Genomic DNA, 19,671 nt, shown 5'->3' with positions numbered 1-19,671 from the left:
CGGCTGCCACGGCACGCTCGTCACGGACGCCGGGCGGGGCGCGGGACTCTCCCTGCCTTCGGCAGAAGTAGCCATGGGAAACGCACCCTGCACGGTGGACCGGGGCCGATCGCCCCGGGCGAGGCCTAGGAGCCGCCATGAGCAATGGAGACATCTTCGTCGGTGAGATCATCGGCACAGCCATTCTGATTCTCTTCGGCGCCGGAGTCGTCGCCGCCGTGGTACTGAACGACTCCAAGGCGAAGGACGCGGGCTGGGTCGTCATCGCGTTCGGCTGGGGCTTCGGTGTGATGGCCGGGGCGTACACCGCGGCACCGCTGTCCGGCGGGCATCTCAACCCGGCGGTGACACTCGGCATCGCCATCGACACCGGGGACTGGGACAAGGTCCCCCTCTACGTCGCCGGACAGATGATCGGCGCGATTCTCGGCGCGGTCCTGTGCTGGCTGGTCTACCTCGCCCAGTTCCAGGCCAACGCCGAGGAGAAGAAGGCGCAACCGACGCTCGGGATCTTCTCCACGGCACCCACGATCCGCAATCCCGTGGCGAACCTCATCACCGAGATCATCGCCACCATCGCTCTGGTTCTGCCGATCCTGGCCTTCGGCCTGACCAAGGGGCTCGGCGAGTCCGGCACCGCGATTCTGATCGTCTCCTTCCTGGTGGTCGGCATCGGCCTGTCGCTCGGCGGTCCCACCGGATACGCCATCAACCCGGCCCGTGACCTGGGCCCGCGCATCACCCACGCCCTGCTCCCCATACCCAACAAGGGCACCTCGGACTGGAGTTACGCGTGGATCCCGGTGGTGGGGCCGCTGATCGGCGGGGCGCTCTCAGGGCTCATCTTCAACGCAGCCTTCTGAAGAATCCGACGAAGGGGACGTCATGACAGACAAGTTCGTCGCCGCAATCGACCAGGGCACCACTTCCAGCCGCTGCATCATCTTCAATCAGGACGGCGCGATCGTCGCCGTCGACCAGCGCGAGCACCGTCAGATCTTCCCGAAGCCGGGATGGGTGGAGCACGACGCCACCGAGATCTGGTCGAAGGTGCAGGCCGTGGTCGCGGGGGCGATCGCGAAGGCCGGTCTCCGCGCCGACCAGCTCAGCGCGCTGGGGATCACCAACCAGCGGGAGACGACGGTCCTTTGGGACCGCGCCACGGGCAAACCCGTGCACAACGCGATCGTCTGGCAGGACACCCGTACCTCCGCGCTCTGCAACGAGCTGGGCGGCTCGGACGGGCAGGACCGTTTCCGCGAGCAGACCGGCCTGCCGCTGGCCAGCTACTTCTCCGGGCCGAAGGCGGCCTGGCTGCTGGACAACGTGCCGGGGCTGCGGGCCCGCGCCGAGCGGGGCGAGATCGCCTTCGGGACGATCGACTCCTGGCTGATCTGGAACCTCACCGGCGGCACGGACGGCGGCCGTCACGTCACCGACGTGACCAACGCCGGGCGCACCATGCTGATGAACCTCGAGACCCTTCAGTGGGACGCCTCGATCCTCTCCGCGATGAACGTCCCCGAAGCGATGCTCCCGGAGATCAAGTCCTCCTCCGAGGTGTACGGGACGGCCGTGGGCCAACTCGGCGGGGTGCCGGTCGCCTCGGCACTCGGCGACCAGCAGGCGGCGGTCTTCGGGCAGGCCTGCTACGACGTGGGCACGGCCAAGAACACCTACGGCACCGGCAGCTTCCTGCTGCTCAACACCGGGAACCGGCCGGTTCCTTCGAAGAGCGGGCTGCTCACCACCATGGGCTACAAAATCGGCTCCGAGGCGCCCGTGTACTGCCTGGAGGGGTCGATCGCGATCACCGGCGCCCTGGTGCAGTGGTTCCGCGACCAGCTCGGCATCATCCGTACGTCGGACGAGATCGAGACGCTCGCGGCGAGCGTCGAGGACAACGGCGGGGCGTACATCGTGCCCGCGTTCTCCGGCCTGTTCGCGCCCTACTGGCGCTCCGACGCGCGCGGGGTCGTCACCGGTCTCACGCGGTACGTCACGAAGGGGCACCTCGCGCGCGCGGTGCTCGAAGCGACGAGCTGGCAGACCCGTGAGGTCGTGGACGCCATGTTCCAGGACTCCGGGGTGCACATCACGACCCTGAAGGTGGACGGCGGCATGACCAAGAACAACCTCCTGATGCAGCACCAGGCGGATGTACTCGGGGTGCCGGTGATCCGTCCGAAGGTCTCCGAGACGACCTGCCTGGGCGCCGCTTACGCGGCGGGCCTCGCGACCGGTGTGTGGAACGACCTCGACGAGTTGAAGTCGCACTGGGCGAAGGACGTCGAGTGGACCCCGTCGATGGAGGACTCGGTGCGCGAGCGCGAGTACCACAACTGGCGCAAGGCGGTGGAGAAGAGCTTCGGCTGGCACGAGGACGGCCCCAGCTAGAAGGCCGATGAAGATCTTGGTGAGGGGCTGTCCGGCCGGAGGCCGGATGGCCCCTCTTCGCTATGTGGTGGCTGGGGCGAGGTGCCAGGTGCCGTCGATGCGGGTGAGTCCGAGGTTGATCAGTCGGCGGAGGTTGAGGGCGGCGGCTCGGGTGTGGAGCCAGGTGTCGTTCTTGAGTGTGCCGCGGTAGCGGAGTCGGCGGTTGCCGTGGTGGACGAGCCAGGCGACGGCGCGTTCGACCGGTGGTCTCCAGCGGCGGTAGTCGGCCTGCCAGTCGGGATCGGTGGCAGCCTGGTGGCGGGCGGCCGCTTGGAGGTCATGGTGCGGGCGGATGGTCAGGATGCGTCCGGCCTTGGCTTTGGTGCACCGCTCACGCAGGGGGCATCCGGTGCACAAGTTGCCGAAGGAGGCTTTGCGTTGGTGGTGCTGCCCGCCGGGGCCGGACAGAGCCACGGTGTGTCCGGCGGGGCAGGTCACGATGGCGGCGGCGGTGTCGATGGTGAAGTCGTCGAGGGTGAAGCCGCCGGGGACGGCAGGCCGCAGCGGTGCGGGCTTGAGGAACAGCCGGTGTCCGGCCTGGTGGAGGGCCTGGCGGGCGTCGCCAGCGGAGTAGGCGGTGTCACCGAAGGCGTCCACCGGGGTGTCCTCGTCGGCGAGCAGCTCAAGACCCACTGCGGCCTCATGGTGCTCGGGCCCGGCGCCGGGCCGCAGGGCGACGGCGGTGCATAACCCGGTCTCGGGCTCGATGGCCAGGTGGGCCTTGAAGCCGTCTTGCTGGCGGGTGCGGGTCTTGTGGACGTGCCGGGCTTCCGGATCGACGGTGGAGACCGTGTGGTCCGGGGCGGTGCCGCGGGTGATGCGCCAGCGTCCGTCGCGGCCGTCGGAGTCCTCGGCGGGCTCGACGTCTTGTCCTGCGACCAGGGCCAGGATGCCCACCGCGTTCGCGGCCTTCTCGCCCAGTTGCTGGTCGGGCAGGTGGCCCAGCAGCCGCAGCGCGTCACCGACCAGCGCGTCGACCAGCTCGGCGCGGGCCTGTTCATCGTTCCAGGCAATCTTCGGTTTGCCCGGGTCGGTGTAGTCGTGGGCAGTGCACTGGGCAGCGGCGACCGTGTCGGCGCCGGGGACCTCGCGGATCACCGCCCGGACGGCGGCGATGAGCTGGGTGACCGTGTCCTGGGTGGCGACCGCGTCGTCCAGCACAGTGGAGTCCAGCGCCCGGCAGTGCTTGCCCTTCAGCACGCCGGTGGCATTCACGACCTCGCGAACGGCCTCGAAGATACGGTTCGGGCGGGTGGAACGGGCCAGCCGGCGGCGGAAGTAGGACAGCAGCGACGGGTCGAACGCCATGTCGTTGAGGCCGAGCCCGCATGCGGCCTTCCACCGCAGGTCGCACCGCAGCTCCTGGACCGTCTCGAAGTCCGACAGCCCGTGCAGCGCCTGCAGCGTGATCGCGGCGGCCAGGATCTGCGGCGGCATGCTCGGCCGCCCGTTCGCCGAGGGATACATGTCGGCGAACATCTGAGCCGGAAACAGCTCGCCGCGGTGCTCGGCCAGGAACGCGAACACGCTCCCGGCCGGAATCAGATCCCGGCACGTCTCCCACACGTCCGGCCCGACCATCTCGCCGACCCACTCGCCCATCGCCACACAACGAGTCTGGCCCTGCCGCTCACGCGGCAGGGCCAGAACCCAAGATCTTCATGAGTCTTCTAGGGCTCGTTTTCGCGATCCACGCGCGCGTGCGTCACGTGTGTCGTGCCCGAGGGCTACGGCCCGTACCCCGGTCGGCGGGGGTACGGGCCGTACGCGTGGCGGGCCGGGTGAAGGGCGAGCGCTTCAGGTGGTGACGGTCTGGCGGCGCTCGGCCGCGTACGCCATCGCGTGCTGGACAACGCCGATGAGGACCTCCTTGACCGACTCCCGGTGGCGCGCGTCGCACAGCACGACGGGCACATCGGGGTCGAGGTCGAGGGCCTGGCGGACGTCTTCGGTGGGGTAACGGGCGGCGCCCTCGAAGCAGTTGACGCCCACCAGGAAGGGTATGGAGCGCCGCTCGAAGTAGTCGATCGCGGCGAAGCAGTCCTCCAGACGGCGGGTGTCGGCGAGTACCACGGCCCCCAGGGCACCGGTGGAGAGCTCGTCCCACAGGAACCAGAAGCGGTCCTGTCCGGGCGTCCCGAAGAGGTAGAGGACCAGGTCCTCGCGGAGTGTGATGCGGCCGAAGTCCATGGCGACCGTGGTGGTGTTCTTGCCCTCCACCCCGCTGGTGTCGTCGACCGGGCGGCCGACCTCGGTGAGCACTTCCTCAGTCCGCAGCGGCTTGATCTCGCTGACCGCGCCGACCATTGTCGTCTTGCCCACGCCGAAGCCGCCCGCCACGAGGATCTTGAGCGTGACGGGCTCGACGGGGGCCTTGCCGCGCTCAGAACGCCCGAAGATCATCGTTCTCTTCTCCTGCTTCAGTGGTTTCGTACGGGGATGGGGCGGGAGGTGGACCGTATCCGCCGCCTCCAGGGGTTTCGATGACCAGTACGTCGCCGGGGCCGACGTCCGCCGCGTCGCTTCCGCCCAGTTCGGTGACCGTACCGTCCGCGCGTTCCACGCGGTTGGCGCCCAGGGCTCCGGGCTCGCCGTCCGCCATGCCGTAGGGCGGGACTCTACGGTGCTGGGAGAGCGTAGAGACAGTCATGGGCTCGTGGAACCGGATGCGGCGTACGGCGCCGTCCCCGCCGCGCCATCGTCCGGCTCCACCGCTGCCGCGTCGTACGGCGAACTCGTCGAGCTGGACGGGCAGTCGCCACTCCAGGACCTCGGGGTCCGTGAGCCGCGAGTTGGTCATATGGGTCTGGACGACGGATGCGCCGTGGAAGCCGTCGCCCGCACCGGATCCGGAGGCCACGGTCTCGTAGTACTGGTGACGTTCGTTGCCGAAGGTGACGTTGTTCATGGTGCCGGAGCCCTCCGCCTGCACTCCGAGGGCTCCGTAGAGGGCACCCGTGATGGCCTGCGAGGTCTCGACGTTACCGGCGACCACGGCGGCAGGGGGTTCGGGGGCGAGCATCGAGCCGGGGGGCACGATGATGTCCAGGGGGCGCAGACAGCCGTCGTTGAGCGGGATGTCGTCGGCGACCAGGGTGCGGAAGACGTACAGGACGGCGGCGTTGACAACCGAGAAGGGCGCGTTGAAGTTGGTGCCGAGCTGCGGCGACGTACCGGTGAAGTCGACGGTGGCGGAGCGTTTTTCGCGGTCTACGGAGATGCGCACCCGGATGACGGCGCTGGAGTCGGTCTCGTAGGTGAACTCGCCGTCTTCAAGGGCGTCGATGACGCGGCGTACGGATTCCTCGGCGTTGTCCTGGACGTGCTTCATGTACGCCTGGACGACGTCGAGGCCGAAGTCCTCGATCATGCGGGCGACTTCGTCGACGCCCTTCTGGTTGGCGGCGATCTGGGCGCGCAGGTCGGCGAGGTTGGTCTTCGGGTTGCGCGAGGGGTAGGGCGCCTCCGTGAGCAGCCGTCGTGTCTCCGCCTCGCGGAGGCGGCCGCCTTCCACGAGCAGCCAGTTGTCGAAGAGGATGCCCTCTTCCTCGATGACGCGGCTGTTCGCGGGCATCGAGCCGGGGGCGATGCCGCCGATCTCGGCGTGGTGGCCGCGCGAGGCCACGTAGAAGAGGATCCGGTCACCCTCCGTGTCGAAGACCGGAGTGATCACCGTGACGTCGGGGAGGTGCGTGCCGCCGTGGTACGGGTCATTGACGGCGTACGCGTCTCCGGGGCGCATCCCTGAGCCCCGGCGGCGGATGACCTCCTTGACGCTGGTACCCATCGATCCCAAGTGCACAGGGATATGCGGGGCGTTGGCGACCAGGTTGCCTTCGGGGTCGAAGAGCGCGCAGGAGAAGTCCAGGCGCTCCTTGATGTTGACGGACTGGGCGGTGGACTCCAGGCGGGCGCCCATCTGCTCGGCGATCGACATGAAGAGGTTGTTGAAGACCTCGAGGAGAACAGGGTCGGCTTCTGTACCGAGATCGGAACTCTCCGTGACCGCCGCGCGTTCCATGATCAGATGCCCGTCGTCGGTCATGGCCGCCTGCCAGCCGTCGTCGACGACGGTCGTCGCGCTGGCTTCGGTGATGATCGCGGGGCCGGTGACGGTTTCACCGGGGGGCAGTTCCTCGCGACGGTGCAGTGGTACGTCGCGCCAGGCGCCGCCCGTGTGGAGGCTGACGGTCTCCGGGGTGCCGGGGGTCGAGTAGGGGGTGGCGAGGGCGGAGAGATCGGGGGGTTCGGTGAGACCGGTGGCTTCCACGGAGAGGGCTTCGACGACGACCGGACGGTCGAGGGTGAAGGAGTAGGTGGCGCGATGGCGGTCTTCGAAGGTGCGGGTCATGGTGTCGGGCTCGGTGAGCTCGACGACGAGTGCCGTGTCTGTGCCGTCATAGCGCAGCTGTGCTCGGCGGGTGACCCGGATGCGGTTCTCGGGGATGTCCTCGGCGAGGAGTTCGGCGCGGGCCGCGCCCTCCAGGTCGTCCGCGGTCTTCAGGACAGCGGGCATCGAGGACGCCTTCAGGGGCGCCTCGACGGACTGCTCTCGCATGGCCGTGGTGTCGGCGAGCCCGATGCCGAGCGCGGAGAGGACACCGGCCATGGGTGGGACGAGGACGGTGCGGATACCGAGCGAGTCGGCGACCATGCACGCGTGCTGGCCGCCCGCGCCGCCGAAGGTGGTCAGCGCGTACCGGGTGACGTCGTGGCCCTTCTGGACCGAGATGCGTTTCACGGCGTTGGCGATGTTGGTCACGGCGATCTGGAGGTAGCCCTCGGCGACCTGCTCGGGGGTGCGGTCGTCGCCGGTCCGGTCGCGGATCTCGCGGGCGAGGGCGGCGAAGCGGTCGCGGACGAGGGCGTCGTCGAGCGACTGGTCGCCGTCGGGGCCGAACACCCTGGGGAAGTGGGCGGGTTGGATGCGGCCGAGGGCCACGTTGGCGTCGGTGACGGTGAGCGGGCCGCCGTTCCGGTAGCAGGCGGGCCCTGGGTCCGCGCCCGCCGAGTCCGGCCCTACGCGATAGCGGGAGCCGTCGAAGTGGAGTACGGAGCCGCCGCCCGCCGCGACGGTGTGGATGTCGAGCATCGGCGCGCGCAGCCGTACGCCGGCGATCTGGGCAGTGAAGACGCGTTCGTACTCGCCCGCGAAGTGCGAGACGTCCGTGGAGGTGCCGCCCATGTCGAAGCCGATGACACGGTCGAAGCCGGCGAGCTGCGACATCCGCGCCATGCCGACGATGCCGCCCGCGGGGCCGGACAGGATGGCGTCCTTGCCTCGGAACTGCCCGGCCTCGGCGAGCCCTCCGTTGGACTGCATGAACATCAGCCGCACGCCCCGCAGTTCATCGGCGACGTGCTGGACGTAGCGGCGCAGCACGGGCGAGAGGTAGGCGTCGACGACGGCTGTGTCGCCGCGCGGGACGAGCTTCATCAGGGGGCTGACCTCGCTGGACAGCGAGATCTGCGGGAAGCCGATACTGGCGGCCAGCTCGCCGATGGCCCGCTCGTGGACGGGATGGAGGTGGCTGTGCATGCAGACGACGGCCAGGGCACGGATTCCGTCGTCGTACGCCTCCTGCAGCGGCCCGGCGAGGGCGTCCAGATCGGGGGCGCGCAGGACGGTTCCGTCGGCGGCGATGCGCTCGTCGACCTCGACGACCCGTTCGTAGAGCAGCTCGGGCAGTTCGATCGCACGGGCGAAGATCCGCGGGCGGTTCTGGTAGGCGATGCGCAGCGCGTCCCGGAAGCCGCGGGTGACGACGAGGAGAGTGCGCTCGCCCTTGCGCTCCAGGAGGGCGTTCGTGGCGACGGTGGTGCCCATGCGGACGGCATCGATGGGGCCGTCGTCGTGGAGGAGTTCCCGTACGCCCGCGACGGCGGCGTCGGCGTACCGCGCCGGGTTGTCGGAGAGGAGCTTGTGCGTGAGCAGGCGGCCGTCGGGGCGACGCGCGACGATGTCGGTGAAGGTGCCGCCTCGGTCGACCCAGAACTGCCAGCCTGTCACGTCTGTTCCCCGCTTCCGCGCTGCTCAGAGCGCCCGGAGCCCATTGATCACGTCGCGCAGAATACTCTCGTCCGGCAGCTCGGCGGGGGGTACCGGACGCGTCACATGGACCATTTCGTCAGCCACGAGATCTCCTATGAGGACACGTACCACTCCAATGGGGAGGTCGAGTTCGGCGGCGAGTTCGGCGACCGACTGCGGCGCGTCGCGACAGAGGTCGACGATGTCCTCGTGCTCCGGGGAGAGCGTCTGGTCCGCCCCCGGGTCGTCGGCATGCGGTTCCGTCACGACCACTGCGATCAGGTCGAGGCGGTGCTGGGCCGGGCTGGTGGTACGGCCGCGTGTCATGGCATACGGACGGACCACCGGTCCGGCCTCGTCGTCGAACCAGTGGGACATCCCCTGACCGTCTGCGCTCATGCCATCCCACTACCCGCCTGCGGGCAGATCGGTGCGCGGAGCCTGTGCCAGATGTGCGCCGACCCTCTTGACCAGCAACGTCATCTCGTACGCGACCTGCCCGACATCCGAGTCGGCGTCCGAGAGGACGGCGAGACAGCTGCCGTCACCCGCGGCCGTGACGAACAGGAACGCGTCGTCGAGCTCGACGATCGTCTGCCGGACACTGCCCGCCTCGAAGTGGCGGCCGACGCCCTTGGCGAGGCTGTGGAATCCGGAGGCGACGGCGGCGAGGTGCTCGCTGTCCTCCCTGGTCAGGTCCTCGGAGACCCCGGTGGGCAGACCGTCGCTGGAGAGCACGAGTGCCTTGCGGATACTGGCGACGCGGTCCACCAGGTCGTCGAGGAGCCAGTTGAGTTCACCGGACACCTTGTTGGTCCTGATGTGGCCGGCGTCCTTCGGTGCGGTCATCGACCGTCCCCCTTAGTCGTTCCTTGTGCTGTGCCGTCCTGGGCCCCGTCGCCCGTGGCGTTCTCCTCTCGGCCGCGCTGCCAGCCGCGCTGGAGCGAGGCCATACGGCTGCGTACCTGGTCGGCGTCGCGCTCGGTGGACTCCGCGCCTTTCCCCGGGCGGCCCGCGTCGCGCTCGGCGCGCCGGTCTGGTCCGTCCTTCAACTGCGGGGCCAGATTGGCTTGCCGTACGCGTCGGGGCAGCGGGCCGGTGCCGCCGCCTGCGGGCGGGGCGCCGGTGCGACTGCTGCCCGACGCGCGCCTGGGGAGGGGCGGGGCCTCGCTGGGCTCACCGCCTCGGGCCGAGGCTTCGGTGCGTTCGAGTCCGCGGGTGGGTGCCTCACCGGGCTCGAGACTGCGGCCTCCGGGTTCAGGGCCGCGGTCGGCCGACCGCGTGCTGCCCGTGGGCTCGGTGTCACGATCCAGGATCTTGCCGGGCTCGGCACCACGGTCCGGTGTCCGGCCAAGTCCGGCCCTACCGTCCGCCGGCTCGGTGCCCGCGTCGGGCGCGGCACCGGGCTCGCCCCGGCCGGTGGGAAGCGGATCCGCCGGTGCCCGACGCGACGGCAGCCGTTTGGCTTTGGCGGCTCGGGTGCGCTTCGGCAGTTCCTCCAGGGCACCCCGTCGTTCGGCCGCCCCCTCAGCCGATTCCACTGCTTCCGTCGACTCCTCGGCGTTCGCGCGTTCCGTCGGCTCCACGCGCCGCGGCTTCGTCTGGGTGACGGGGCGGCCATGGGAGCTGACAAGTTTCGGGGCCCTGCGGCGCGGGAGCTGCGCGGGTTCGCCGGGGTGATCGCCGTCGCCCGGGCGAGCCGGCTCGCCCGGGGCCTCACGTGCCTGCTGGTGCTGCTCCACCGGGCCCCCCGCGATGGAGCGGCGGTGGCGGAAGATGCCGCCGCGCTCGCTGTCCTCGTCGTCGAGGGCACCCGGGAAGTCGTTCAGGGCACCCAGGTCCACGGGAGCCTCCAGTTCGACCGGCCCGTCCAGGATGGAAGCCGGCAGGCCCGGGAGCTGGACCGGTACCTGGGAGAGCGCCGCCTTGCGGTTCTCGTCACCCTGCTTCGGCGCGAGCGCCCGGTCGAGCCGGAAGCCCACGCCGTTGGTGTCGGGCACGTCGTCCGTGAGCAACGCGTCGGGGATGAACACCACCGCGGTGGTCCCGCCGTACGGGGACGGCTGCAGGGAGACGCGTACGTTCTGCCGCTGGGCGAGACGACTGACCACGAACAGGCCGAGCCGGTCGGTGTCCGACAACTCGAACTCGGGGGTCTCGGCGAGCCGCAGGTTGGCGTCGAGGAGTGCTTCCGGGGCCATGCCCAGGCCGCGGTCGTGGATCTCCAGCGTGAAGCCGTTGGCGACGCGTTCGCCGAGCACCTGGACAGCGGTGTGCGGGGGTGAGAACACCGTGGCGTTCTCCAGGAGTTCGGCCACGAGGTGGGTGAGGTCGGCGACCGCGGGACCGGTTACGGCCATGCGCGGCAGTCGGCGTACCTCGATACGTTCGTAGTCCTCGACCTCGGCGACGGCGGCGCGGACGACATCCATCAGCTGGATGGGCTTGCGCCACTGCCGGGAGGGGGCCGCGCCGGAGAGGATCACCAGGCCCTCGGCGTGGCGGCGCATACGGGTGGTCAGATGGTCGAGGCGGAAGAGGTCGGCGAGTTCGTCGGTGTCCTCGGTCCTGCGCTCCATGGTGTCGAGCAGGGTGAGCTGCTTGTGCAGCAGGACCTGGCTGCGGCGGGCGAGGTTCACAAAGACCTCGGAGACGCCGTCACGCAGTTCGGCCTGCTTGACGGCTGCCTCGACCGCGGCACGCTGGAGGGTGTTGAGGGCCTGGCCGACCTCGCCGATCTCGTTCTTGTCGTACTCCAGACGCGGCACCTCGGTCTCCACGTCGACCTGTTCGCCCGCGGAGAGCCGGCGCATCACGCTGGGCAGCCGCACCCCGGACGCCTCGTGGGCCTCCAGGCGCAACCCGCGCAGGTCGCGGATGAGGCCGCGGCCGATGCGCACGGACAGGAAGAGCGAGACCAACAGGGCGATCAGGCCGAGAACGCCGGCGATGGCCGCCCTGACGATGACGTCGACGGCGATCGGGCGGACGCGGTCCTGGTAGCGGTCGCTCGCCTCGTCGTTGAGGGTGCCCAGCTCGTCGAGGACGTTGCCGGCCTCGGTGTCCCAGCTCTTCGCGGTGACGCCTCGGGGCTTGCCGGACTCGGAGGAGATGGCTGCCTGTTCGGCCACCCGTAGCGGAGCGGTGGCGGCGTTCCTCCAGAAGCGCTGGTAGCGCTCGCGCTCCGCGGAGGGGAGCAGCGGCTGGTTGCTGGCGTAGATCAGGTCGCGCTGGGCCACGAGGTCGGAGATGTCGCGGATCTCGTCGGAGGAGAGCCTGCCGACGACCAGCGCCGAGCCGAGCAGGGCGTCTTCTCGGGAGAGCAGTTCGCGCGCGAGGGCGATGTTGACGAGGGCCCGGTGCTGCTTGTCCATCTCCACGTCGTCGACCACATGAAGGTTTGAGAGCACGTCGTAGCAAGGCTCGACAAGGTTGTTGTACTGCTCCAGGGCCGTGGCCCGGGTGAGTGTGCCCTCTTCAACGCTGCGGCGCAGTGGCTCGATGCCGTCCAAGGAATCCAGCATGGCTGTCAGCCGACCGCCGGTGCCCTCGCCCACCGCGTCGCGTACGTCGGAGTTCTTGGCGTTTCTGCGGATCTCGGCGATGGCGTCGTCGGTGGCCGCCCGGCTGCGACGGAGTGCGGCGAGCCCGTCGGAGGCGCGGGGGTCGGCGAGATAGACGAGGGCTTGGCGGCGTTCCTGCTGCAGGACGCGGACGGTGTCCTCGGTGGGATAGGTGACCTTCTCCACGACGGACGAAGCGTCGAACAGCGCACCTGCCTCGCGCCCGGTGAGTACCGTGGCGAAGCCCCAGATCGCGGTCAGCGACACCAGCGGCACGATGAGCAGCGCCACGATCTTCCGGCGGATGGACTTCCCGCGAAAGCGCATGGCCTCCCCCAGCTCGACCCCCTCCGGACGGGGGTACACATGTGCGTCAACAAACGGCGTGAGCCTACTACCGACACACAGGGAACTCGAAGGCCCGTCCGGACGGACTCCGTCCGCTTCACCGACGCGACAGGAACAAGACATCCGCAGTTGTCCGTTCATTGGGGGAGATTGCCTCCCCGATTCCGGCACAGAACGCCGGACGCCAACCTGTCGGGGAACTTGGCCAGTTGGCTGAAATTTTTCACTCGTTGGGAATCTTCGGGGCACGTCGATCGTCTGTATGTATGGGAGTTGGGGACGGAATCGGCTCAGGCGCCGCATGCCGCACCCAGGTGGCATAAAACGGCGCAAGCCGGGCAGCCGTGGGGTGTTGATGTCTTGTGACACCCGAGCGAGAGGCTGCTGGGCGGTGGGGAGTGACAAGTTGATGGGCACGGCAGAGCGGCGCGAGGCGCCCCAGCTGAGCGCCGGGGCAACGGCAGTGGCGGAGCGGGACACCCAGGCGGAGGCGTCGGATCGCGACATTCCGGCGCAGGAGGAGCAAGAGGCGGAAGAGCGGGCGTACTACCGGCCGTTGTGGGTCGAGGAACCCGCGCGCGGACCACGGCTGCCCGATCCGGTGCGTACGTCCGCGGTGCGGGCCGTCATCATCATCGCCGTCACGCTGGTCCAGGCGATGGTTGCCTTCCTGAGCACGCTGGCCGGTTCCTGGCTCGCGTTCCCCATGGTCCTGAGCAGCGTGGCGAGCACGGTGGTCGCCACATGGGGTGCGCTGGACGTGTGGGTGACCCGACAGGTGTGGATCCAGCGCAACGGCGTGGTGTCGACGCCGAGCAGCACGGCGCGTGCCCTGCGACGTGAGCGGCGCAAGGCACGGCGCCAGGAGCGGGCGTCCGAGCGGGCCAAGGAGCGGATACGCCGTCGGGGCGGCGCGGGCCAGTTGTCGCACTCCTAGTGAGCTGGTCCGGAATCTCAGGACCAGCTCACCGGGTGGCGGCTGCCGCCTCCACCGCGCTTGCCCCGCGCGCCAGTTCGCGCCTGGCCCGCATGAAGGGGCGCGGGCGGTCCACGGAGAGCACCGCCGTTGTGCGGCCATCGCGCTCGTACAGCGCGAGGAAGCCGCCCTCGTCCGGCGCGCCGTCGGCGATCGCGCCCTCCGCGATACGGACGGTGTCGGTGGCGAGCCGCCGTCCCGCGAACTGGATCCGCGCACCGTACTGGTCGGACCAGAAGTAGGGCACAGGACGCACAGTCTCCGTGGTGTGCCCGGCGAGGAGGTTGCGTACGGCGACGCGGGGCTGCTCGGTGGCGCTGGTCCAGTGTTCGGCGCGGGTGCCGCCGACGCGGGCCACGTCTCCGACGGCGACCACCTGCGGCAGCCTCGTTACACAGCCGTCGTCGCACAGCACGCCGTCGTGCAGTGCAAGTGTCGAGCCCGCCAGCCAGTCGGTGGTGGGAGTGGCGCCGATGCCGACGATCACGATGTCGGCTGGCAGCGTACGGCCGTCGGCGAGTTCCACGCCGGTGACCGCCACGGTGCCGCGCAGGGCGGCGACGCCGATGCCGGTGACCAGGTCCACACCACCGCGGCGGTGCAGTGCGGCGCACACCGCGGCCATGTCCGGGCCGAGTTGGGGCACGAGCGGCAGTGGCGCGGCTTCGACGACCGTGACGTCGTGGCCGAGTGCGGCGCACGAGGAGGCGGTCTCGGCGCCGATGAAGCCGCCGCCGATGACGACGATCTGCCGGGGACCGGCGGACAGTTCGGCGCGCAGGGCACGGGCGTCGTCGAGGGTGCGCAGGGTGTGCACCCCGGTGAGTTCGCAGCCGGGCAGTCCCCGGGCCGAGGCGCCGGTGGCGATGACCACGCCGTCGGTGGAAATGGTGCGGCCGTCGTCCAGGAGGACGGTACGGCCGCGGGCGTCGAGGGCTCGGGCGCGTACGCCGAGGAGCCAGTCGGCGTCGAGTTCGGCGGTCTCCTCGGCGTCGGTGAGGGCGAGTTGGTCCTCATCGGCCCGGCCGGTGAGGAAGTCCTTGGAGAGGGGCGGGCGGTCGTAGGGGCCATGCGATTCGCCCCCGACGACCACCAGGCGTCCGTCGAACCCCTGAGCACGCAGCTCGCGGGCCGCGTACAGACCGGAGAGCGAGGCACCGACGACGGTCACGGTCCTCATGCTGCCGTGCCCTCCTGGGCCGCCACGTGGACGTAGACGACGCCGTCGTCGACGGTGACGTGGTGGGTACGGACGGCGCGGCGCGCGGGGAGGCACGTGGGTTGGCCGGTGCGGAGATCGAATGAGGCGGCGTGGAGCGGGCATTCGACCAGACAGCCCTCCAGCCAGCCCTCGGAGAGGGAGGCGTCCTGGTGGGTGCAGGTGTCATCGATGGCGTACAGCTCGCCATCGGCGTTGAACACAGCGATGGGCGGTGTCGTGTCGATACGGACGGACTCGCCCTCGGGGAGGTCATCAAGGCGGCAGATGGGAATCACGGGCCCCCCTCTCGGTCCAGGACGTCTGAGTCCGGGACTGTCAGGTCCGGTCTGGTCCGGGACCTACGCCGGTCACAGACTCTTCGGTAACATGATGTTTCACATAGCGCACGAGGAATCGCTATGCGCAACAGAATCCGCGCGGGATGCCCGCCACGTCAAGGGCTTCCCGCAGATGCGGTCCAATCAGGGCCGCCAGGTGGTGAGAGTTGAGCCATGACCCGCACTCAGAAGCAGGCTGAGGAGACGTCGGAGAAGCAGCCCAAGGGCGCGGGCAGCGCCGTGCAGTCGGTGGACCGCGCCGTGAGCGTGCTGGAGATCCTCGCCCGGATCGGCGAGGCGGGCGTCACCGAGATCGCCGATGAGCTGGAGGTGCACAAGTCCACGGCCTTCCGGCTCCTCGGAGTGCTGGAGAACCGCGGCCTTGTGGCCCAGGCCAAGGACCGGGGGAAGTACTACCTGGGGGCCGGCGTACTCCGCCTGGCGGGGGCGGCGGCAGTACGTCTGGACATCTCCCAGGAGGGCGCGCCCGTCTGCCGCGAACTCGCGGACGAGCTGGGCGAGACCGTCAACATCGCGGTCTACGACGACGACGCGGCCGTCAACATCATGCAGGCCCGCGGCGCCGCATCCGTGACCGCACAGAACTGGCTGGGCAGGCGTACGCCGCTGCACGCCACCTCCAGCGGCAAGGTGCTGCTGGCCCACCTGCCGCCGACGCTGCGCGAAGGGCTGCTGGCCAGAACGCTGCCGCGCTTCACGGAGCGCACCATCACCGGAACGGCCGCGCTGCGCGCCGAGTTGGAGGCCATCGTGGACCAGGGGTACGCGATGGCCCTCGAGGAGCTCGAGCGGGGCCTGGCTGCGGCGGCCGCCCCGGTGCGCGCGCACGACGGCAAGGTGATCGGCGCGCTCAGCGTCTCGGGGCCGGTGTACCGGCTCGACTCGGACCACCTGCCGGAACTCGCCAAGCGCACGGAGGAGGCCGCGGCCGATCTGTCGCGCCGGATGGGATACGGCTTCTGACGGAGCGCGCCCCGGACACAAGCCGGGGAAGAGCCGTCCACCAGTCGGACGCCAAGCTCAGCGCGGGGCCGGGGAAACCCGGCCCCGCGCTCTTGTGTGTCAGCCGCGTTTCGGGGCGGCCGATTCCTTTTGCCAAGGGTTAACCCACACCTCTTGACGGCCCCATGATGGCGTTCTCACTATGTCTCCCATAGCGCAACCCATCGTGCATTGCGCAACAGCAGAGGAGCTGGTCGTGCCACACGAGGTCCGTGCCGTAGTCGCTGTGAAAAAGGGCGCACCCGTCGAGGTGCAGACAATCGTGGTGCCCGATCCCGGCCCGGGTGAGGTGCTCGTCTCCGTACAGGCCTGCGGGGTCTGCCACACGGATCTGCACTACCGGGAGGGCGCGATCAACGACGACTTCCCCTTCCTCCTCGGCCATGAGGCAGCCGGCACGATCGAAGCCGTCGGCGACGGCGTCACAGACCTCGCACCCGGCGACTATGTGGTGCTCGCCTGGCGGGCGCCCTGCGGCACGTGCCGTTCCTGCCGCCGCGGCCGCCCCTGGTACTGCTTCGACTCGCGCAACGCCACTCAGCCGATGACACTCATCGACGGCACCCCCCTCAGCAACGCCCTCGGCATCGGCGCCTTCGCGGAGAAGACTCTGGTCGCGGCCGGGCAGGCGATCAAGATCGACCCGGCGGCCCGCCCCGAGGCCGCGGGCCTGATCGGCTGCGGTGTGATGGCCGGCTACGGAGCGGCCGTGAACACCGGCAACGTCGGCCGCGGTGACACGGTCGCCGTCATCGGCTGCGGCGGTGTCGGCAACGCGGCGATCGCGGGCGCGTGCCTGAACGGGGCCATGAAGGTCATCGCCGTCGACATCGACGACAGGAAGCTCGACCAGGCGGAGAAGTTCGGCGCCACCCACACGGTCAACTCCCGCGGCACGGACCCCGTCGAGGCCGTCCGCGCGCTCACCGACGGCTTCGGCGTCGACATCGCCATCGACGCGGTCGGCCGCCCGGAGACGTACAAACAGGCCTTCTACATGCGCGATCACGCGGGCATCCTGGTCCAGGTCGGTGTCCCCGACCCCGAGATGAGGATCGACCTCCCGCTGATCGACGTGTTCTCGCGCGGCGGCGCCCTCAAGTCGTCCTGGTACGGGGACTGTCTGCCGAGCCGCGACTTCCCGTTCCTCATCGACCAGTACCTCTACGGCATGCTGGACCTGAACGCCTTCGTCTCCGAGACCATCGCGCTGGAGCAGGTCGAGGAGGCGTTCGCGAAGATGCATCGCGGCGAGGTGCTGCGCTCGGTGGTGGTCCTGTGAGCCCCCGCGTGGTCATCGTGGGCGCCGGCATCGTCGGCTGCTCCCTCGCCGACGAGCTCACCGCCCGCGGCTGGACCGACGTCACCGTCCTCGAACAGGGACCACTGCCCGCTCCCGGCGGCTCGACCTCGCACGCCCCGGGCCTGGTCTTCCGGACGAACCCGTCCAGGACACTCACAGCGCTGGCCCAGTACACGGTCGAGAAGTTCAACTCCCTTGAGGTGGACGGCGTTTCCTGCTTCAACCCGGTCGGCGGTCTCGAACTCGCGACGACCCCCGAGCGCCTGGCCGACCTGCACCGCAGGGCCGGTTACGCCGCCTCATGGGGCATCCGGGGCGAGATCGTGAGCGCCGCCCGCTGCAAGGAACTCTGGCCACTTATCGATGAATCGATCGTCCTCGGCGGTTTCCACACCCCTGAGGACGGACTGGCCCGCGCCCTGCTCGCGTCCCGCGCCCAGATGGAACGGGCCATCAGCCGCGGCGCCCGCTTTCTGGACCGCCACACGGTCACAGGCATCGAGCAGGAAGACGGCCGTGTGACGTCGGTCGTCACCGACCAGGGCACCTTCACCGCCGACCACGTGGTCTCCGCCGCCGGTTTCTGGGGCCCGGTCATCGGCCGCATGGCCGGAGTCGACGTACCGCTCCAGCCCCTCGCCCACCAGTACGCGAAGACCAAGCCGCTGCCCGAACTCGGCGAAGCCACCGAAGAAGCCTCGAAGCCCATCCTCCGCTTCCAGGACCGCGACCTCTACTTCCGCGAGCACACCGACCGCCTGGGCATCGGCAGCTACGCCCACAAGCCGCTTCCCGTCGACCCGTTCGCGGTCCTCCCCTACGACGAGGCACGCGCCAACGACATGGAGATGCCGTCCTCGTACCCCTTCACCGAGGAGGACTGGGCCCCGAGCTGGGACGACTGCCGCCGGCTGATCCCGGCGCTGCGCGAGACCGAGATCGAGGAGGGTTTCAACGGCGTCTTCTCCTTCACGCCGGACGGCATGCCGGTCCTCGGGGAATCGCGTGCACTGCGCGGCTTCTGGCTGGCCGAAGCCGTCTGGGTGACGCACTCCGCCGGCGTCGCCAAGGTGGTGGCCGAGTGGATGGTCGACGGCCGCCCGTCCCTGGACCTGCACGAATGCGATCTCGCCCGCTTCGAGGACGTCCAGCGCTCACCCTCGTACGTGCAAGGCCGTGGCTCGCAGCAGTTCGTCGAGGTGTACGACGTCCTGCACCCACTCCAGCCGATGGAGCAGCCGCGGCCTCTGCGGGTCAGCCCCTTCTACGCCCGCCAACAGGCCCTCGGCGCCTACTTCCTGGAGGGCGGCGGCTGGGAACGCCCGCACTGGTACGAGGCGAACGCCCCGCTCGCCGACACGCTCGTCGATCTCCCCGAACGCGACCCCTGGTCGGCCCGCTACTGGTCACCGATCGCCGCGGCCGAGGCGAAGGCCACGCGCGAGAAAGTCGCCCTGTACGACATGACGCCCCTGCGCCGCCTCGAAGTCACCGGCCCCGGAGCCCTCGACTTCCTGCACGGCATGACCAGCAACAACCTCCGCAAGAAGCCCGGCGCGGTCACCTACACCCTGCTCCTGGACGAGACGGGCGGCATACGCTCCGACCTCACCGTCGCCCGTCTGGGCCCCGACCGATTCCAGGTGGGCGCCAACTCCCCCGCCGACCTGGACTGGTTGACGCGGCGCGCACCTGACGGCGTCCACATCAGGGACATCACCTCCGGCACATGCTGCGTCGGCGTCTGGGGTCCGCTGGCCCGCGACCTCGTCCAGCCGCTGACCCACGACGACTTCTCGCACGAGGGCTTCGGCTACTTCCGCGCGAAGGAGACGTACATCGGCCATGTCCCGGTCACCGCCATGCGGTTGAGCTACGTCGGCGAACTGGGCTGGGAGCTCTACACCACCGCCGACCTGGGACTCCGCCTCTGGGACACCCTCTGGGAGGCGGGCCAGGAGCTCGGCGTGATCGCGGCCGGGCGCTCGGCCTTCAACTCCCTTCGCCTGGAGAAGGGTTACCGCGCCTGGGGCGTCGACATGACCGACGAGCACACCCCGTACGAGGCCGGCGTCGGCTTCGCGGTCCGTATGGACAAGGGGGACTTCACCGGGAAGGCGGCCCTGGAGTCGCTGGGCGTACCCACGCGCAGGCTCACCCCGCTCCTGCTCGACGACCCGGTGTCCGTAGTCCTCGGCAAGGAGCCCGTGTACGTCGACGGCTCCCCGGCGGGCTATGTCACCAGCGCCTCGTACGGCTACACGCTGGGCCGGTGCGTCGCGTACGCCTGGCTGCCCGTGCTCCCGACCGGGGCGAGCGTGCACATCGAGTACTTCGGCGAGAAGGTCCCGGCGACCGTCGTGGACGAGCCGCTCTTCGACCCGAAGATGAACCGAATCCGCCGCTGAGAACGATCAACAGACAAGACCGGCCACAAGACCAAGGAGGCCCC

Annotated in this window: 14 protein-coding genes; 6 read left to right on the top strand and 8 right to left on the bottom strand. The window is 69.8% G+C overall.

From position 1 onward, the window contains the following. Window positions 1–137: 137 nt before the first annotated feature. The gene (locus IEZ21_RS35045) at window positions 138–863 is read left to right on the top strand and encodes an MIP/aquaporin family protein (RefSeq protein ID WP_189325846.1); all 726 of its coding nucleotides are present in this window, start codon (window positions 138–140) and stop codon (window positions 861–863) included. A 22-nt stretch (window positions 864–885) separates the two neighbouring features. Then, window positions 886–2,397 carry a glycerol kinase GlpK gene (gene glpK / locus IEZ21_RS35040; RefSeq protein WP_033321876.1) on the top strand — a complete coding sequence of 504 codons (1,512 nt, stop codon included), beginning with the start codon at window positions 886–888 and terminating at the stop codon, window positions 2,395–2,397. Between the two features lie 60 nt (window positions 2,398–2,457). On the opposite strand, the gene IEZ21_RS35035 is transcribed toward glpK, so the two are convergent. From IEZ21_RS35035 to IEZ21_RS35010, 6 genes are all read right to left on the bottom strand, one after another. Continuing rightward, a complete protein-coding gene (locus tag IEZ21_RS35035; protein ID WP_189325858.1) occupies window positions 2,458–4,038 on the bottom strand; it encodes an IS1182 family transposase in 1,581 nt (526 codons plus the stop codon). A gap of 195 nt (window positions 4,039–4,233) precedes the next feature. After that, entirely contained in the window at window positions 4,234–4,839 is a 606-nt protein-coding gene (locus IEZ21_RS35030) for a GTP-binding protein (protein WP_189325845.1), read from the bottom strand. Next, window positions 4,820–8,446: a hydantoinase B/oxoprolinase family protein gene (locus IEZ21_RS35025; protein ID WP_189325844.1), complete on the bottom strand. Its 3,627-nt coding sequence runs from the start codon at window positions 8,444–8,446 to the stop codon at window positions 4,820–4,822. Before IEZ21_RS35025 ends, IEZ21_RS35030 begins: the two co-directional genes overlap by 20 nt. A 24-nt stretch (window positions 8,447–8,470) precedes the next feature. Beyond that, window positions 8,471–8,866 (bottom strand): DUF742 domain-containing protein, encoded by a 396-nt coding sequence (locus tag IEZ21_RS35020; protein ID WP_189325843.1) that lies wholly within the window; start codon window positions 8,864–8,866, stop codon window positions 8,471–8,473. Window positions 8,867–8,875: 9 nt separating this feature from the next. Next, a complete protein-coding gene (locus tag IEZ21_RS35015; RefSeq protein ID WP_033321872.1) occupies window positions 8,876–9,316 on the bottom strand; it encodes a roadblock/LC7 domain-containing protein in 441 nt (146 codons plus the stop codon). Continuing rightward, complete coding sequence (locus IEZ21_RS35010; RefSeq protein ID WP_189325842.1) at window positions 9,313–12,357, bottom strand: sensor histidine kinase; 3,045 nt, start codon at window positions 12,355–12,357, stop codon at window positions 9,313–9,315. Before IEZ21_RS35010 ends, IEZ21_RS35015 begins: the two co-directional genes overlap by 4 nt. 430 nt (window positions 12,358–12,787) lie before the next feature. On the opposite strand from IEZ21_RS35010, the gene IEZ21_RS35005 reads away from it, so the two are divergent. Further along, entirely contained in the window at window positions 12,788–13,315 is a 528-nt protein-coding gene (locus IEZ21_RS35005; RefSeq protein WP_189325841.1) for a hypothetical protein, read from the top strand. Between the two features lie 28 nt (window positions 13,316–13,343). Here IEZ21_RS35005 and IEZ21_RS35000 read toward each other — a convergent pair whose 3' ends face one another. Both IEZ21_RS35000 and IEZ21_RS34995 read right to left on the bottom strand, forming a co-directional pair. Further along, window positions 13,344–14,534, bottom strand: coding sequence for an NAD(P)/FAD-dependent oxidoreductase (locus tag IEZ21_RS35000; RefSeq protein WP_189325840.1), 1,191 nt, complete (start codon window positions 14,532–14,534; stop codon window positions 13,344–13,346). Continuing rightward, window positions 14,531–14,851 carry a bifunctional 3-phenylpropionate/cinnamic acid dioxygenase ferredoxin subunit gene (locus tag IEZ21_RS34995; RefSeq protein ID WP_033321870.1) on the bottom strand — a complete coding sequence of 107 codons (321 nt, stop codon included), beginning with the start codon at window positions 14,849–14,851 and terminating at the stop codon, window positions 14,531–14,533. The genes IEZ21_RS35000 and IEZ21_RS34995 overlap by 4 nt, the downstream gene beginning before the upstream one ends. A gap of 216 nt (window positions 14,852–15,067) precedes the next feature. On the opposite strand from IEZ21_RS34995, the gene IEZ21_RS34990 reads away from it, so the two are divergent. From IEZ21_RS34990 to IEZ21_RS34980, 3 genes are all read left to right on the top strand, one after another. Then, window positions 15,068–15,877, top strand: a complete 810-nt coding sequence (locus tag IEZ21_RS34990; protein ID WP_189325839.1) for an IclR family transcriptional regulator — start codon at window positions 15,068–15,070, stop codon at window positions 15,875–15,877. A 235-nt stretch (window positions 15,878–16,112) separates the two neighbouring features. Then, entirely contained in the window at window positions 16,113–17,198 is a 1,086-nt protein-coding gene (locus IEZ21_RS34985) for an S-(hydroxymethyl)mycothiol dehydrogenase (protein WP_189325838.1), read from the top strand. Then, on the top strand, window positions 17,195–19,627 hold the full coding sequence (locus IEZ21_RS34980; RefSeq protein ID WP_189325837.1) for a GcvT family protein: 2,433 nt from the start codon (window positions 17,195–17,197) through the stop codon (window positions 19,625–19,627). The genes IEZ21_RS34985 and IEZ21_RS34980 overlap by 4 nt, the downstream gene beginning before the upstream one ends. The last annotated feature ends 44 nt before the right edge of the window (window positions 19,628–19,671 follow it).

Origin of the sequence: Streptomyces flaveus, from assembly GCF_014647675.1 — a bacterium.
Classification (GTDB): domain Bacteria; phylum Actinomycetota; class Actinomycetes; order Streptomycetales; family Streptomycetaceae; genus Streptomyces; species Streptomyces flaveus.
The sequence above is the reverse complement of the archived record's forward strand: the minus strand, read 5'-3'. Positions and strand labels throughout refer to the sequence as shown.